The following is a 15,114-nucleotide window of genomic DNA, read 5'->3' on the forward strand; positions in this document are numbered from 1 at the left end:
GAACAGCATGGCTCAGAAGCGGTTGACCGACGTCGCCTATGCGCGGCGCGACCAGAGCTATTTCGACCGGCGCGGCCTCATCCGGCATGCCAATGTGTTCCATCTCTGGGCGCTCGGGGTCGGCGCTGTCATCTCGGGGCATTTTTCGGGCTGGAATTTCGGGCTCGCCGCCGGCGGCTGGGGCGGTATGGTCCTCGCCGCCATCCTCATCATGATCATGTATTGGGGGCTCGTCTTCGCCATTGCCGAGATGAGCCCCGCCCTGCCCCATACCGGCGCCGCCTATTCCTTCGCGCGTACGGCGATGGGGCCATGGGGCGGATTTCTGACCGGGCTCGCCGAGAGCGTCATGTACATCCTCGCGCCCGCCGTCATCGTCTATTTCATCGGCGCCTATATGAGCGCGATCTTCGGAACGCCGGAGGCGGCCCAGCCGGTCTGGTGGGTGCTCGGCTATCTGCTCTTTGTCGGGCTCAACATCTGGGGCGTCGCGCTCTCGTTCCGCATCACGCTCGTCGTGACCCTTCTCGCGCTCGGCTGTCTCGTCGTGTTCTGGGTGTCGGCGCTCGGGCATTTCGATTTTGCGCGCTTCGCGCTCGATATCGGGCCGGACGGGGAGCAGCTGGCCGAGGGCAATGGTCCCTTCCTGCCCTATGGCATCGGCGGCGCATTCGCTGCCCTCCCCTTTGCGGTCTGGCTCTTCCTCGCCATCGAGCAATTGCCGCTCGCAGCCGAAGAATCGGTCGATCCGCGCCGCGACATGCCGCGCGGCATCATCTGGGCGATGATCACGCTCATGGTCTCTGCCTTCATGATCGTCTGGCTCGCCCCTTCGATCCTCGGGGTGGGCGCCCATGCGCTCGGGCAATCGGACGAGCCGCTACTCGACGGGCTGCGCGCGATCTATGGGGAGGGCCTCGCCGAAGGGCTGGCGCTCGTTGCGGTGCTCGGGCTCGTCGCCTCGTTCCACACCATCATCTTTGCCCAGGGGCGGCAGATCTATTCGCTGAGCCGGGCCGGCTACTTCCCGCCCTTCCTCTCGATCACCCATGGCCGGCGCAAGACGCCCTATGTGGCGATGATCGCGGGGGCCGGGCTCGGGCTATCGGTCATGCTGGGGCTTCGCCACTATTTCGGCGAGGGGGCCGGCTCGATCATCGGCGGCACCTTGATCAACATGGCGGTGTTCGGCGCTATGTTGAGCTACATCGCCCAGGCGGCGAGCTTCATCCTGCTCAGGCGCAACCACCCCTATATCGAGCGCCCCTTCGTCAACCCGCTGGGGGTGGGGGGCGCGCTCGTCACGATCGTGATCGCCTGTGTCACGCTCGGCTTCCAGTTCGCCGATCCCGTCTACAGGCAGGGGATCGGCTTCGTGATCGTCTGGTTTGCCGCCTTCATCCTCTATTTCACGCTTTTCGGGCGGCACCGGCTCATCCTCTCGCCCGAGGAAGCCTTTGCGCTCGAGCATGCAAGGCGCTGAGGGTCAGGCGTTGCGCGCGACCGTTTGCGCCGCGCCATCGGCGATGAGGGCCTTCAGATGCTCCGTGACGATCTGCCTGAACGCCGCGTCCTCGCGCAGGTCGGGACCGAACACTTCCCCAATCTGGAGAAAGCCTGCAACGAGGCGTTCGGCATCGCCGTCGGCATCGGCCGCAATCGCCTCGAAGCGCTCGACAAACGGGTCGCGCACGTCGATCGGCTCGCCCTTTTCGTCGGTGCCCGCCGCATAGCGGATCCAGGCGGCGACCCCCAGCGCGAGACGGCGATAGGAGAGGCCCGCTGCCTTGCGGTCCCTGATCGTCCCGAGGAGCCGTTGCGGCAGCTTCTGGCTGCCGTCCATGGCGATCTGCCAGGTGCGGTGATTGAGCGCCGGGTTGGAAAACCGCGCAAGCAGCTCGTCGCGATAGGCGCCGAGATCGACCCCCGGCATATCGAGGGTCGGCATGGCCTCCTCGGTCATCAGCCCGGCGATGAAGGCGCGGAAATCTGCCGAGCCCATGACTTCTGCGACATAGGCGTGCCCGGCCAGATAGCCGAGATAGGCGATTGAGGAGTGCGCGCCATTGAGCATGCGCAGCTTCATGAGCTCATAGGGCTCGACATCGGCGACGAGCTGGGCCCCGACCCGGTCGAAAGCCGGCCTACCGAGGGTGAAATGATCGTGGATCACCCATTGGGTGAAGGGCTCGGTCATGATCGGCCAGGCATCTTCGAGTCCCGTCACCTCGGTGATCATCGCACGGTCGGCATCGGTGGTCGCCGGCACGATCCGGTCCACCATGGTGGAGGGAAAGGCGACCGAAGCCTCGACCCATTGCCCCAATGCGGCGTCCCGCAACGCCGCAAACCGGGTGACGATGCGACCGGTCGTGACGCCATTGGAAGGGAGATTGTCGCAGCTGAGCACGGTGAAGGGCGCAATGCCCGCCGCACGCCGTCGCGCCAGCGCCTCGACGATGATGCCCGGCGCCGAGACCGGCGCGGTGGGCTCCTGCAGATCATGGACGATATCGGGATTGGCCTCGTCGAGCACGCCGGTCGCCGGGTCGTGGCAATAGCCCTTCTCGGTGATGGTGAGCGAGACGATCCGGATTTCCGGCTGCGCCATCAGCGACAGCAGCCGCTCGCGCTCGGTATTGGCGTCGATCACCTCGAGGATCGAGCCGATGATGCGGACGAGCGTCCCCGACCCGTCGCGAACCGCGATTGAATAGAGCCCGTCCTGCGGCGCGAGCGCGTTGCGGGTGTCGGGCCGGCGCAGGCTCGCGCCCACGATCCCCCAGTCCGGGGTCTCTGCCAGCAGGTCATCGACATAGACCGCCATATGCGCCCGGTGGAAGGCACCGATCCCCAGATGCACGATGCCCGGCGTGACGGCGGCGCGGTCATAGGCGGGCTTCGTTACGCCTTCGCCGAGCGCGCCAAGCGTCCTGGCATTGAGCTGCACCATGATCGACCTCCCTGAATTGAAACCGGGCGGACATTACACCAATGCGGGTGGTATGGAAGACCTGTCACGCTTGCGGGCGGGAGGGTATTTCCGGCATAAGCCCGCCATCCGGGACGGCAGCCGAGGAGACCATCATGGCCAGCAAGCGATTCGTCAGCATCGGCGAATGCATGATCGAAATGTCGGGTGGCGACGATCGGCTCTACCGGCTCGGCTTTGCCGGCGACACCCTCAACACCGCCTGGTATGCGAGAGCGCTCTTGCCCGCAGACTGGTCGGTCGATTACGTGACGGCGCTGGGAGACGATCTCTACTCGGCCCAGATGCGCGAGTTCATCGGCAAGGCCGGCATCGGCACGGCTCATATCCAGGAGATCAAGGCCAAGCGCCCCGGCCTCTACATGATCCATCAGGCCGATGGAGACCGCCATTTCACCTATTGGCGCGGCCAGTCGGCGGCAAAGCTGCTCGCCGATGATGCAGAGGCGCTCGATGCGGCGCTCGACGCGGCCGACATCGTCTATTTCTCAGGCATCACCATGGCCATTCTCGCCCCTCGTGCCCGGGGTAGACTGATGAAGGCCATCGTCAAGGCGCGCAATGGAGGCGCGCGGGTGGTTTTCGATACCAACATTCGCCCTGTTCTCTGGACGTCGCCCGAGATCATGCAGGCCGTCCTGACGTCCGCGGCCTCGATCTCCGATATCGTGCTGCCGACCCATTCGGACGAAGCGCCGTTCTTCGGGGATCGCGACATCACGGCCACGGCGGAGCGCTATCTGGGACTGGGCGTCGAGGAGGTAATCGTCAAGGACGGGTCAAACCCGGCACTGGTCGCTACCGCCGAACTGCGCGAGCACGTATCGGCCGGATCCGGATTGGCCGTCGTTGACGCAACCGGAGCGGGTGACAGCTTCAACAGCGGCTATCTCTCGGCCCGGATCGCCGGCGCATCTCCCGTCGAGGCTGCGCAGCGGGCCCACGCCGTTGCCGGTGTCGTCATCGGCCACAAGGGCGCGCTCGTTGCGCCCGAGCTGCTGGACAGGGCATAAGACCGATCAGATCTTGTCTGAATCCGCCTTGTGATACTGCTCGCGCGCACCCTGCTCGTTGAGGGCGCGTTCGCGGGGTGTGCGCTTGGCATTGCGCGCCATCGCAAACGCGATGACGAGCCCAAGAATGACCGCGCCGCCGAGAACCGCAAACAGCCAGGGAAAGGTTGTGGCGTCTTCCATCGCATAAATCTCCATTGCTGCTTGGCAAACGGCCTCCAGGTCGCGAAGTTGCATGGGCCAGGCAGAGGGAGGATGACACGTGAGTGACCGCAGGATCGGAATCGGACTGGTCGGCGTGGGGATGGTGGCCGACGCGCATGCACGGGCCATCAGGGACCTTGAGGGGACGATCGACCTGCGCGGCGTCTTCTCGCGTCGCCCTGAACCGCGAACGGCCTTTGCACAAAAGCATGGCGTGCCCGCGGTCGAGAGCCTCGAAGCGCTCATCGCCGATCCTGCGCTCGACGCGCTGATCGTCGTCACGCCCCCCAATGCCCGACAGGAGATCGTCGAGGCGGCTGCCCGCTCGGGCAAGCATCTGCTGCTCGAAAAGCCGATCGAGCGCGACAGCGCGGCAGCAGAAGCTATAGTCGAGACCTGCGAGGCGGCAGGCATCACGCTCGGCATCGTCCTGCAGCACCGCATGCGCGAGACCTCGCTGAAGCTCAAGGCGCTCATCGAGGATGGGTCGCTGGGCACGCTCGACTCGGTTCAGGTCAGCGTCCCCTGGTGGCGTCCGCAGGCCTATTACGACGAGCCGGGCCGGGGCAGCTATGCCCGCGATGGCGGGGGCGTGCTCATCAGCCAGGCCATCCACACCCTCGACCTGATGCTCTGGCTGACGGGACCGGTCGAGAGCGTGCAGGCCATCGCTGGCACGACAGCTCACCGCATGGAGGCCGAGGATTTCGTCGCCGGCGGCCTCCGCTTCGGCAATGGCGCTCTCGGCAGCGTGCTTGCGACCACAGCGGCCTATCCGGGCGGCGCAGAGTCGATCACGCTCAACTTTTCGGCCTGTTCGGCCCGGCTCGAGGGCGGCGTTCTCGACCTTTATCATCGCAATGGCGAGACCGAGCGGTTCGGCGAAAATTCCGGCACCGGCGGCGGCGCCGATCCGATGGCCTTTCCCCATGACTGGCACCGCGCGATCATCGCGGACTTTGCGGAGGCCATCCGTACCGGCCGGCCCCCGGCAATCCCCGGGCGTGATGCGCTCGCGGTTCACCGGCTGATCGATGCCATCGTCCGATCGAGCCGCGAAGGCGTCGCGATCTCGCCTGCGCCATGACCCCAACCAAATTGCTACCCTGTCCCGACAAGTTGTCGATTTGTCCCAATACAGATTCAAACTGCCGAGACACTTGATAATTCCATTGCGGAGACAGCAATCCGGTCCTTAAATGCGCTTAGCATTGCGCTTGGGGCAGACGCGGGCGATGGCGGGCCCGCATTGGAGGCTGGTCGTGCAAAAGGCATTGGTGGTCGCGGTCGGGCTCGCGTTGGCACTGTCCACGCCTGCATCGGCCCAGATGGGGCGCGCGCTCGGGGTAACACCCGAGGCGCAGTCGGTGCTCGGGGCGCAGGTGCGCACGCTCACCGTCGGCACCGACGTCACGGTGGGCGAGCGGGTCGAAACCGGGCCGAACGGGCTCGTCGAATTGCTCTTTTCGGAGCGCACCAAGCTCGTGGTCGGACCCGGCTCGGCACTCCTCATCGAGGAATACCTGCTCCGCTCGGACCAGACGGCAAGCAGCTTCGCGGTCAACGCGCTCAGCGGCACCTTCCGCTTCATGAGCGGGCAGAGCCCCAAGAGCGCCTACCAGATCCGCACCCCCACCGGCACGATCGGCGTGCGCGGCACCGAGTTCGATTTTGCCGTCACCCCGACCGACACCAACGTCATCCTCTATTCGGGCGAAGCGACGCTCTGCGCGGTTTCGGGCAATTGCGTGGAGCTCACCGAGAGCTGCGCGCTCGGCACGTTCAGCAATCAGACGTCGGCGGTTCTCGACAGCAATCGCGGCACGCGCAGCCAGCTCCGCCCGCTCTTCCCCTTCTCGACGAGCCAGTATCCGCTGAGCTACGCTTTTCGCGTCAACCAGGGCGAAAACTGCCTGAACCCGCCCCCGGTCAATCCCAATGCCGCGCCCTTCTCCGAGCCCGCCGGAACTGGTGACGGCACCGACCCACCGCCGTCGGACCCTTGCCCGACGGGCTCCTTGATCGTGCCGGTCGGAACCGAGCGCGTCCAAGTCGCAGATATGGGCACACGCGCAAGGCTGCTGTTTGCACAGCCATCGCAAGACCCATACCCCAATCCCTGCACGTCCTGATCGACCGCCCTCGTCCCGCCCATGTCCATCCGTCCCCGCAGCCTCCTGACGCTGGCTTTCGGGGTCGCCCTGCTTGCTGGCTTGATCGGCCTGCGCCTCGCCGATCCTTTTCCGGTGCAAATTGCGCGCGAAACGGCCTTCGATACCTTCCAGCAGCTGGCCCCGCGCGAGGCGCTGGACTTGCCCGTTCGCGTCGTCGACATCGATGAGGCGTCGCTTGCCGAACTGGGGCAGTGGCCATGGTCGCGAGATGTCTTCGCGCAGCTGACCGAACGGCTCACGGCGCTCGGCGCGGCCGCCATAGGCTATGACGTGCTCTTTCCCGAACCCGACCGGCTTTCGCCGTCCCGCCTCCTCGCCGCCGCCGCCGATCCGCTCACCGCCCGCGATTTCGATGCCGAGTTCGCCGCAGCGCTCGCCGAGAGCCCCGCAATCCTCGGGTTTTCCGTCTCCGCTGCCAGCCCGGTCCTGCCCGATCGCGCGCGCGCCGGCTTTGCCATCAGCGGCGCCGATCCACTGGCGGCCGTGCCTCTGATGCCGGGCGCCGTCCTGCCGCTGCCCAGCCTCGCCGAGGCTGCGCCGGGCCTTGGCGGGCTCAGCCTCAATGCCGACGATTCCGTCTCCGTCGTCCGCCGCCTGCCGCTCCTCTGGTCGAACGGAAGCGGGCTTTTCCCGACGCTCTCGGTCGAGGCCCTCCGGATCGCCATGGGCGTCTCGACACTCGTTGTCATGGCCGAGACCGAGGGTCCTGGCTTCGTTGAGGCGCTGCGGATCGGGGATCTCCAAGTGCCCACCACCGCGCAGGGCGAATTCTGGCTGCACTATCGCGAGCCTGACCCGGATCTCTATGTCTCGGCCCGCGCCGTCCTCGCCGACGATTTTGCTGGCCTTGCCGACCGTATCGCCGGGCACATCGTGCTCGTCGGATCCTCGGCGAGCGGCCTGCTCGACATTCGCGGCACCCCTCTGGGCGCAAACGTCCCCGGCGTCTCGATCCATGCCCAGGCCATCGAGCAGATGCTGACCGGGCGGTTCCTCTCCCGGGCCGACTGGGTGCTGGGCGCTGAACTCCTCGCGATCGGCGTGGTCGGCGCCACTGTCACCACCGCCGTCCTCGCCGCAGGCCCGCTGGTTGGGCTCCTCATTGCGCTCTGCACCATGGTGATCGCCACCGCGCTCTGCTGGGCCGCCTTCACCCAATGGGGCGTGCTGCTCGATCCCAGCTTTCCGCTCCTCGCTGCGCTGCTCGTCTACACCGCCATGGTGTTCCTGCGCTTCTTCACAACCGATGCGGACAAGCGCCAGATCCGCAACGCCTTCGGCCATTATGTCGCCCCGGCGCTGCTCGTCGAGATCGAGCGCAATGGGGATCGGCTGAAGCTCGGCGGGGAGGTTCGGCCGCTCACCGTCATGTTTGCGGACATCCGCAACTTCACCCCCCTCAGCGAAAGCCTTGCGCCGCCAAGGCTGCTCGGCGTTCTCAATACGCTTTTCGGCGCGCTGGGGCAGGAGATCACCCGGCAGTTCGGCACCATCGACAAGTTCATGGGCGATGCGGTGATGGCCTTCTGGAATGCGCCTGTGGATGTCAGCGACCATCCCACACGCGCCTGCATCGCCGCGCTCGGCATGCGCGCCCGCCTCGCCGCCCTCAATTCCGGCGACGGCTTCGGGCTCAGGGCGGATGATCATCCGACGCCTCGGATTGCCATCGGCATCGGCATCGCCACGGGCGAAGCGCTGGTGGGCAATATGGGGCTCGAAACCCGGTTCGACTATTCCTGCGTGGGGGACACGGTCAACCTTGCCGCCCGCGTCGAGGAGGCCTGCAAGACCGTCGCCTATGACATCGTCGTCGTCGAAGCCACGCGCCGCGCGGCGCCGGAGCTCGCCTTTCTCGAAGCCGGGTCGATCGCGCTCAAAGGCAAGAGCGAGCGCCAGCCCATCCACCTGCTCGTGGGGGACGCATTGATGCGTCGGCGTCCCGATTTCATTGCCCTGTCACGTCAGCATGAAATCCTCCTGTCCCGCCTGCGCTCCGGCGATGATCCGAGCGCTGAGATCACCCGGTGCAGCGGGCTCGCCAGCGCATTCGATGCGCGCCTGCCCGCCTTCTACTCCGCGATTGCCCGGCGTCAGGGCGATTTTCTTGCCACCGAGACGGAGGGCACGAGGGTGCCCCTGCCCGCCTAGGACAAATCGATGACGACCGGACGGACCTTGAGGACGCAATTTTTCGGCGCTGATGCCGAGCACGCCTTTCGGGGCGTCATCGCCGGGCTTCTGAGCGGCGTGCTGACCTCGGCGGTCGGCACCTCGCTGGCGCTTGCCTTCTTCACCGGCCCGCTCGAGCCGCATCTGCCGGCCGCGATCGGGGCGATCCTCGCATCCACGATCGTGCTGGCCCTCGCCGGCGCGCTATTCAGCGCAATCCCGGCCGTCATGGTCGCGCAGGAAATCCCGATCGCAGCGCTCGGCATCGTGCTTTCAAGCCTCATCGCCGCCGGGCTGACGCCGGCCGAGACCCTTCCCACCGCGATCGCGGCAGGCATGCTCGCCGCCCTCCTGACCGGCGCCCTTTTCCTCGTTGCGGGCCAGTTGCGCCTTTCCCGCTATCTGCGCTTCCTGCCGCTGCCGGTCATGGGGGGCTATCTGGCCGGCTTGGGCTGGCTCCTGTTCTCGGCCGGGTTCGGAACCATCATGGGCATCGGGCCCTCCCTCGACGCCCTGCCCCTGCTCGCCGACCCGATCCTCGCAAGCCAGCTCGCCATTGCCGCCGGCTTTGCTGCAGCAATTCACGCCATCCAGCGGATCTCGTCCTCGCGGATCGCCGCCCCCCTTGCGATTATCGCGGGTTTTGCGCTTTTCCATCTCGTCATCGCGCTCGCCGGTATCCCGCGGGAAGACCTCGTCGCGAGCGGTTGGATGCTCGCGGGCATAGACAGCAGCGGCCCGCTCTGGCCGCCGCTCCTGCCGCAGGATTTTGCTCAGGTGCGGTGGGACGTCATCGCCTGGCAGGCGCCTGCGCTCCTTGCCATACCGCTCGTTTCGGCGGTCGCGCTGATCATCAATCTCAACGGCATCGAACTCCTGGCGGGGCGCGATGCCGATCTCGACCGGGAGTTGCGCGTCGCGGGGCTCGGCAGCCTCCTGGCCGCACTCGCCATGGGCGTTCCGGGCTTCCAGTCGACCACCCACACCGCGCTCTCGTTCCGGTTCGATGCTGCCCTGCGCTCGGTGGGCGTCGTGATCGCGCTGGTCTGCACAAGCCTCCTCGTCCTCGGAGGCGATCTCCTCGCTTTGCTGCCCGCGCCGCTCTGCGCGGGCCTCCTGTTCTGGCTCGCCATCAATTTCATCGACACCTGGATCATCCAGGCGTTCCGCAAATATAGCCCGCTCGAATTCGCACTTACCCTCGGCACCGTGCTCGTCATCGCGCTTTCAGGCTTCCTCAACGGCGTGCTGTTCGGGCTCGTCGGCGCGGTCATCCTCTTCGTTGCAAGCTACAGCCGGCTGCGCGTCATCGGGCAGGTCCTGTCCGGGCGCGACTATCATTCGGGGGTCGGCAGCCGCCCGCCCTATCGCCCGATCCTCGTCGCCCATGGCGAGGAAATCCTCGTGCTCCGGCTTTCGGGCTTCCTCTTTTTCGGCTCGGCAACGCAGCTGCGCCAGCAGGTCCAGCACCTGCTCAGGGGCAAGGATGGCAGGATCCGCCATCTGATCCTCGACTTCCGCCAGGTGACCGGGGTCGACGCCTCGGCGATCCAGAGCTTTTCCCGGCTCTTCGCCGCCGTCGACGGGGCGGGCGTCCAGGTGACGCTGACCAAGATCGCGCCCGAGCACCTGGCGCGCTTCGCGCGGAGTGGGCTGCCGCTCGAAGGCGCCCATGTCGCGGTGATCCCCGAATTCGACGACGCGCTGCGCGCCGCCGAGTTCGAGGTGATCGGCCGGCACGCCCCGCACGTCCTCGCGCATGGAGAGGCGGTGCTGCACACCCATCTCGAGGCCCTTCTGGGGTCCGGCCATCTGGCGGAGGCGATCGAGCCGCATTTTCAGCGCGTCGTCCTCAAGGCCAACGAGACCATCATCGACCAGGGCGCGCGCGAGGACGACATCTTCATCATCGTCTCGGGCACGGCGCGGGTCGAGGCGCGCGGCCCCGATGGCAGGCGGATCCGGCTGACGACGCTCGGCCCCGGCGCCATCATCGGGGAGCTTTCCTACTACCTCAAGGCGCCGCGCACCGCTTCGGTCGTGGCCGAAACCGAGGTCGAAGCCTGGCAGCTCAGCGCCGAAAAGCTCGACTGGCTCGATGCCGAGCGTCCGCAGATCGCGATCATCCTCCATCGCGGCATGGCGCGTATGCTCGCCGAACGGGTGAGCGCGACGAGCCGCCTCGTCCAGATCCTCGCCGGCTAGCCGGTGATGCCCCATGCCGGGTGTTGCAGGCTCGGCCCCGGCAGTAGACTATGCGCCGATTCTGCAAGCCAGCACTGGACATGAGATGACCGCAGCGCCCGCCATCGATCCCGAAAAGCTCGACAAGCTCGCCCAGGTGGCCGTCAGGGTTGGCCTGCAACTGGCCCCCGGTCAGGACCTCATCATCACCGCGCCCGTCGTCGCGCTTCCGCTCGTGCGGGCCATCACCGAGCACGCCTACAAGGCCGGCGCCGGGCTCGTCACCGCCTTTTTCAGCGACGAGGAGATGACGCTCGCCCGCTATCGGCACGCGCCGGACCTGAGCTTCGATCGGGCCGCCGGCTGGCTCTACGAGGGCATGGGCAAGGCCTTCGGCAGCAACACGGCCCGCCTTGCCATCGCCGGGGACAACCCCCTGCTGCTCTCAAGCGAAGATCCCGACAAGGTCTCGCGCGCCAACCGCGCGCTCTCGGCCGCCTACAAGCCGGCGCTCGAAAAGATCGTCAATTTCGAGACGAACTGGAACATCGTCTCCTACCCCAACCCTTCCTGGGCTCGGCAGGTCTTCCCGGGCGAGCCCGAGGAGGTCGCCGTGCGCCGGCTTGCCGATGCGATCTTTGCGGCAAGCCGCGTCGATCGCGACGATCCGGTCGCGGCATGGGAGGAGCACAATGCCGCCCTGCGCGCCCGTACGCAGTGGCTCAACGGCATGCGTTTTTCGGCCCTCCGCTATTCGGGCCCCGGCACCGATCTCACCATCGGGCTTGCCGACGGGCATGAATGGCATGGCGGCGCGTCGAAGGCGCAGAACGGCATCACCTGCAATCCCAACATCCCGACCGAGGAAGTGTTCACCACCCCGCACCGGCTGCGGGTCGAGGGCACGGTTTCGAGCACCAAGCCGCTCTCGCACAATGGCACGCTGATCGACGACATCTCGGTGCGCTTCGAGGGCGGGCGGATCGTCGAGGCGAAGGCGTCGCGCGGCGAGGCGGTGCTCAACAAGGTGCTCGACACCGATGAGGGCGCCCGCCGGCTGGGCGAAGTCGCCCTCGTGCCGCATTCCTCGCCGATCTCGAAAAGCGGCCTGCTCTTTTTCAACACGCTCTTTGACGAGAACGCGGCGAGCCACATCGCGCTCGGGCAGTGCTACACCAAGTGCTTCCTCGATGGCGCAAGCCTCACCCCCGAGCAGATCGACGCCCAGGGCGGCAACAAGAGCCTCATCCACATCGACTGGATGATCGGGTCCGACCGCATCGATATCGACGGGATCGCCGCCGATGGCGCCATCGTGCCCGTGATGCGCTCGGGAGAATGGGCGACGCCCGTCGCCTGATTTCGCCTTCATACCGATAGCGGCCGAGAAGGCCGGACGAGAGGAAACGAATATATGACCGGATCGACCCCACAGGCGCTCGGCCGCGCCCTTGCCGATGCGCGTGCCGCCCGCAAGCGCCTTTCCGCCGCGAGCCTCGAGGCCCCCACAGGGACCGCCGACGCCGCGGCCGCACAGGCTGCGCTTTTCGAGGCGCTCGGCGTCGAGGCCCAGGGCTGGAAGGTCGGCATCCGCCCCGACGGGGCCATGGCCGCACCGATGCATCCGATCCATGAGGGTGAAGATGCGGTCTTCCCCTATCGGGAGAACATCATCCTCGAAATCGAGATCGGCGTCCGGCTCGGCAGCGACCTGCCGGCCCGTGGCGAGGGCGCGCCCGCCTACGGCCATGCCGAAATCGAAGCTGCTGTCGAAACGGGGTTCCTCGGCCTCGAAGTGGTCGACAGCACGCTCGAGGAAGGCAACAAGGCGCCCTTCCCGCTGTTCCTTGCCGACCTCATGGGCAATGGCGGCTATGTCGTGGGGCCCACGCTCGAGCGTGATGCGGCACTCGCGCCTGAGGGCGAGATCGTCCTGCTGCTCGATGGCGAGGAGATCTTCCGCGGCCCGGCCGTCCACCCCAATGCCGACCCGATCGCCCCGATCCTCGGCTATGCGAACGGCCAGTTCGATCGTCTCGGCGGGCTCAAGGCAGGGCAGATCGTTACCACCGGCGCGCTCTGCATCGCGCCGCTGCCGGGGCCGGGCCTGCTCGAAGCGCGCATGAACGGCAAGGTGCTGAAGGCGCGCTTCGCCGCATGAGCCGTTAAGGCCAATGTGACGAAACCGACATAAAAGGCGCGCGAAGCTGTCAATCGCGCGCCTCATGGGCTGGCCAAGCCCGCTGCCGGTGGCTAGAGGAGTACCTCCAGCCCGCCGCTTCATGGGACAGCATGGCCAAGACAGCGCTCGACAAGGACCTCGACAAGGTCGTCCGCCTCGAAACCGCCACCCATGACCTCTCCCGGTCGCTCGCCGGGCCGGGCATCGCCCTCGTCTTCCTGTTCGGCGTGCTCATCTGGGCCAGCGTCTCGGTCACCCAGGGCCCGCTCAGCACGCTCGTCATCGTCGCGGCGGTCATCGCCGCCTACATGGCCCTCAATGTCGGGGCCAATGACGTCGCCAACAATATGGGCCCGGCGGTCGGCTCCAAGGCCCTCACCATGGGCGGAGCGCTCGTCATCGCCGCCATCTGCGAGGCGGCCGGGGCACTGCTTGCGGGTGGCGACGTCGTCAACACGATCTCGCGCGACCTCCTGAGGCCCGAAGCGGCGATGATGGACGCGCCGCGCTTCATCATGGTGATGATGTCCGCCTTCCTCGCCTCGGCGCTCTGGGTCAATCTCGCCACTGTTGTCGGCGCACCGGTCTCGACCACCCATTCGGTGGTCGGCGGAGTGATCGGGGCGGGTGTCGCGGCGGCCGGCTTCGGCATCGTCGCCTGGCCGATGCTGACGGCGATCGTTGCGAGCTGGGTGATCTCGCCGGCGCTCGGGGGGTTCTTCGCCGCCGGGTTGCTGGCGCTCATCCGCCACACCATCACCACCCAGGCCGACCGCATCAGCGCGGCCCGCGTCTGGGTGCCGGCGCTCGTTGCGCTGATGATCGGCGTCTTCACCATGTATATGGCGCTCAAGGGCTTCAGCCGCGTCTGGCGGCCGGGCTTCGTAACCGTGCTGGCGCTCGGCATCGCGGGCGGGGCAATCGGCTGGGCCGTCGCCGTCCCCTGGGTCCGCCGGCGCTCGGAAGGCATGGAAAACCGCAACAAGCACATTGCGACGCTCTTCCGGCTTCCGCTGATCTTTGCGACGGCGCTTCTCTCCTTTGCGCATGGGGCCAATGACGTCGCCAATGCCGTCGGCCCGCTCGCAGCGATCGTTGCGGCCGCCGAAAGCGGCTCGAGCCAGACCGGCAGCGTGGTCCTGCCGATCTGGGTGCTCGCCATCGGCGCCCTCGGCATTGCGCTCGGGCTCGCGCTTTTCGGGCCGCGGCTCATTCGCACCGTCGGCGAGAAGATCACCCGGATGAACGAGATCCGCGCCTTCTGCGTCGCGATCTCGGCGGCAACCACCGTGCTCATCGCCTCGGCGCTTGGGCTACCGGTCTCGTCCACCCACATCGCGGTCGGCGCCGTGTTCGGGGTCGGGTTCCTGCGCGAATTCTATTCCAATCAGGGCCTCGTCCGGCCGCAGGTCAGCGCCAACGCCTTCATGGTCGATCCGCGGACGCTGAACGCGACCGCCGAGGATGCTCTGGCCAACGATCAGAAGCGTGAGCGCCGGCGGCTCGTAAGGCGCCAGCATGCGCTCGGCATCGGGGCGGCGTGGGTGATTACCGTGCCCGCCTCGGCGCTTCTGGCCGCGCTGCTCTTTTTCGTTCTGACCAGCCTGATCCGGTTCTAGGCAGAGCGCTTCAAAACGGTACCGCGCCCGGTCAGCCGGCGGTTGAGGGAAACCGCGATCTCGGCGAGCTGCCGGTCCGAGAGCAGCCGCCGCGCTTCGCGTACCGTCGCCCAGTGGCGGTGCCGCTGGTTCTTTTCGGGCCATTCCTCGAGCTGGCGATGGACCAGCATGGGGTACATCTGCACCTCGACGAGCGAGCGGACGGCGTCGCTGCGGCGCGTCCGGTAGGACCCCACGGGCTCGGCCTCGACCTCGCCTTCTATGCCGGCCTCCTCGAACGCCTCACGCGCCCCGGTCTCCCACAATTGCAGCCCTTCCATCGGCGCGCCCTTGGGGAAGATCCAGCGGCCGCTGCGGCGCGCGGTGATGAGGAGAAACGCGACCCGCCCTTCGATCATCCGGTAGGGGACGACCCCGGCCTGCTGGGGAAGGATATCGCCGGAGACGGGCTCTGGGGAAACGACGCGCAGCAGGCTCGAAAACATTGGCGGCAGAAGCCCTTGGGAAAGACGTCAAAGTGATTCGTCATTCGAGGATGACGCTTCCCCGCCGGCCTGCCAAGTCCCTCGCCCCC

General features: G+C 66.9%; 12 protein-coding genes. 9 read left to right on the forward strand and 3 right to left on the reverse strand.

Annotated features, from left to right (window positions below; all coding sequences use genetic code 11):
* Nucleotides 1-7: 7 nt before the first annotated feature.
* A complete protein-coding gene (locus EMQ25_RS10830; protein WP_127188583.1) occupies nt 8-1,483 on the forward strand; it encodes an amino acid permease in 1,476 nt (491 codons plus the stop codon).
* Between the two features lie 3 nt (nt 1,484-1,486).
* On the opposite strand, the gene EMQ25_RS10835 is transcribed toward EMQ25_RS10830, so the two are convergent.
* Entirely contained in the window at nt 1,487-2,953 is a 1,467-nt protein-coding gene (locus EMQ25_RS10835; protein WP_127188584.1) for a mannitol dehydrogenase family protein, read from the reverse strand.
* 134 nt (nt 2,954-3,087) lie between these two features.
* On the opposite strand from EMQ25_RS10835, the gene EMQ25_RS10840 reads away from it, so the two are divergent.
* Nucleotides 3,088-4,005, forward strand: coding sequence for a sugar kinase (locus tag EMQ25_RS10840; RefSeq protein ID WP_127188585.1), 918 nt, complete (start codon nt 3,088-3,090; stop codon nt 4,003-4,005).
* 6 nt (nt 4,006-4,011) lie between these two features.
* On the opposite strand, the gene EMQ25_RS18070 is transcribed toward EMQ25_RS10840, so the two are convergent.
* Nucleotides 4,012-4,188: a hypothetical protein gene (locus EMQ25_RS18070; RefSeq protein WP_158626049.1), complete on the reverse strand. Its 177-nt coding sequence runs from the start codon at nt 4,186-4,188 to the stop codon at nt 4,012-4,014.
* Between the two features lie 79 nt (nt 4,189-4,267).
* Between EMQ25_RS18070 and EMQ25_RS10845 the strand changes: the two genes are divergently transcribed.
* The 7 genes from EMQ25_RS10845 to EMQ25_RS10875 all read left to right on the forward strand — a co-directional run bounded on the left by EMQ25_RS10845 (nt 4,268) and on the right by EMQ25_RS10875 (nt 14,540).
* Nucleotides 4,268-5,296: a Gfo/Idh/MocA family protein gene (locus EMQ25_RS10845; RefSeq protein ID WP_204569971.1), complete on the forward strand. Its 1,029-nt coding sequence runs from the start codon at nt 4,268-4,270 to the stop codon at nt 5,294-5,296.
* 175 nt (nt 5,297-5,471) lie between these two features.
* Nucleotides 5,472-6,341, forward strand: a complete 870-nt coding sequence (locus EMQ25_RS10850) for a FecR family protein (protein WP_158626050.1) — start codon at nt 5,472-5,474, stop codon at nt 6,339-6,341.
* Nucleotides 6,342-6,362: 21 nt separating this feature from the next.
* Nucleotides 6,363-8,534: a CHASE2 domain-containing protein gene (locus tag EMQ25_RS10855; protein WP_127188587.1), complete on the forward strand. Its 2,172-nt coding sequence runs from the start codon at nt 6,363-6,365 to the stop codon at nt 8,532-8,534.
* Nucleotides 8,535-8,543: 9 nt separating this feature from the next.
* Entirely contained in the window at nt 8,544-10,760 is a 2,217-nt protein-coding gene (locus EMQ25_RS10860; protein ID WP_127188588.1) for a cyclic nucleotide-binding domain-containing protein, read from the forward strand.
* Between the two features lie 85 nt (nt 10,761-10,845).
* Nucleotides 10,846-12,099: an aminopeptidase gene (locus EMQ25_RS10865; RefSeq protein ID WP_127188589.1), complete on the forward strand. Its 1,254-nt coding sequence runs from the start codon at nt 10,846-10,848 to the stop codon at nt 12,097-12,099.
* Between the two features lie 54 nt (nt 12,100-12,153).
* Nucleotides 12,154-12,900 carry a hydratase gene (locus tag EMQ25_RS10870; RefSeq protein WP_127188590.1) on the forward strand — a complete coding sequence of 249 codons (747 nt, stop codon included), beginning with the start codon at nt 12,154-12,156 and terminating at the stop codon, nt 12,898-12,900.
* 131 nt (nt 12,901-13,031) lie between these two features.
* Entirely contained in the window at nt 13,032-14,540 is a 1,509-nt protein-coding gene (locus EMQ25_RS10875) for an inorganic phosphate transporter (protein WP_127188591.1), read from the forward strand.
* On the opposite strand, the gene EMQ25_RS10880 is transcribed toward EMQ25_RS10875, so the two are convergent.
* On the reverse strand, nt 14,537-15,025 hold the full coding sequence (locus EMQ25_RS10880) for an NUDIX hydrolase (protein WP_127188592.1): 489 nt from the start codon (nt 15,023-15,025) through the stop codon (nt 14,537-14,539). The two genes, EMQ25_RS10875 and EMQ25_RS10880, sit on opposite strands and share 4 nt — an antisense overlap.
* Nucleotides 15,026-15,114: the final 89 nt, after the last annotated feature.

Origin of the sequence: Arsenicitalea aurantiaca (genome assembly GCF_003994485.1) — a bacterium.
In the GTDB taxonomy this organism is placed as follows: domain Bacteria; phylum Pseudomonadota; class Alphaproteobacteria; order Rhizobiales; family Devosiaceae; genus Arsenicitalea; species Arsenicitalea aurantiaca.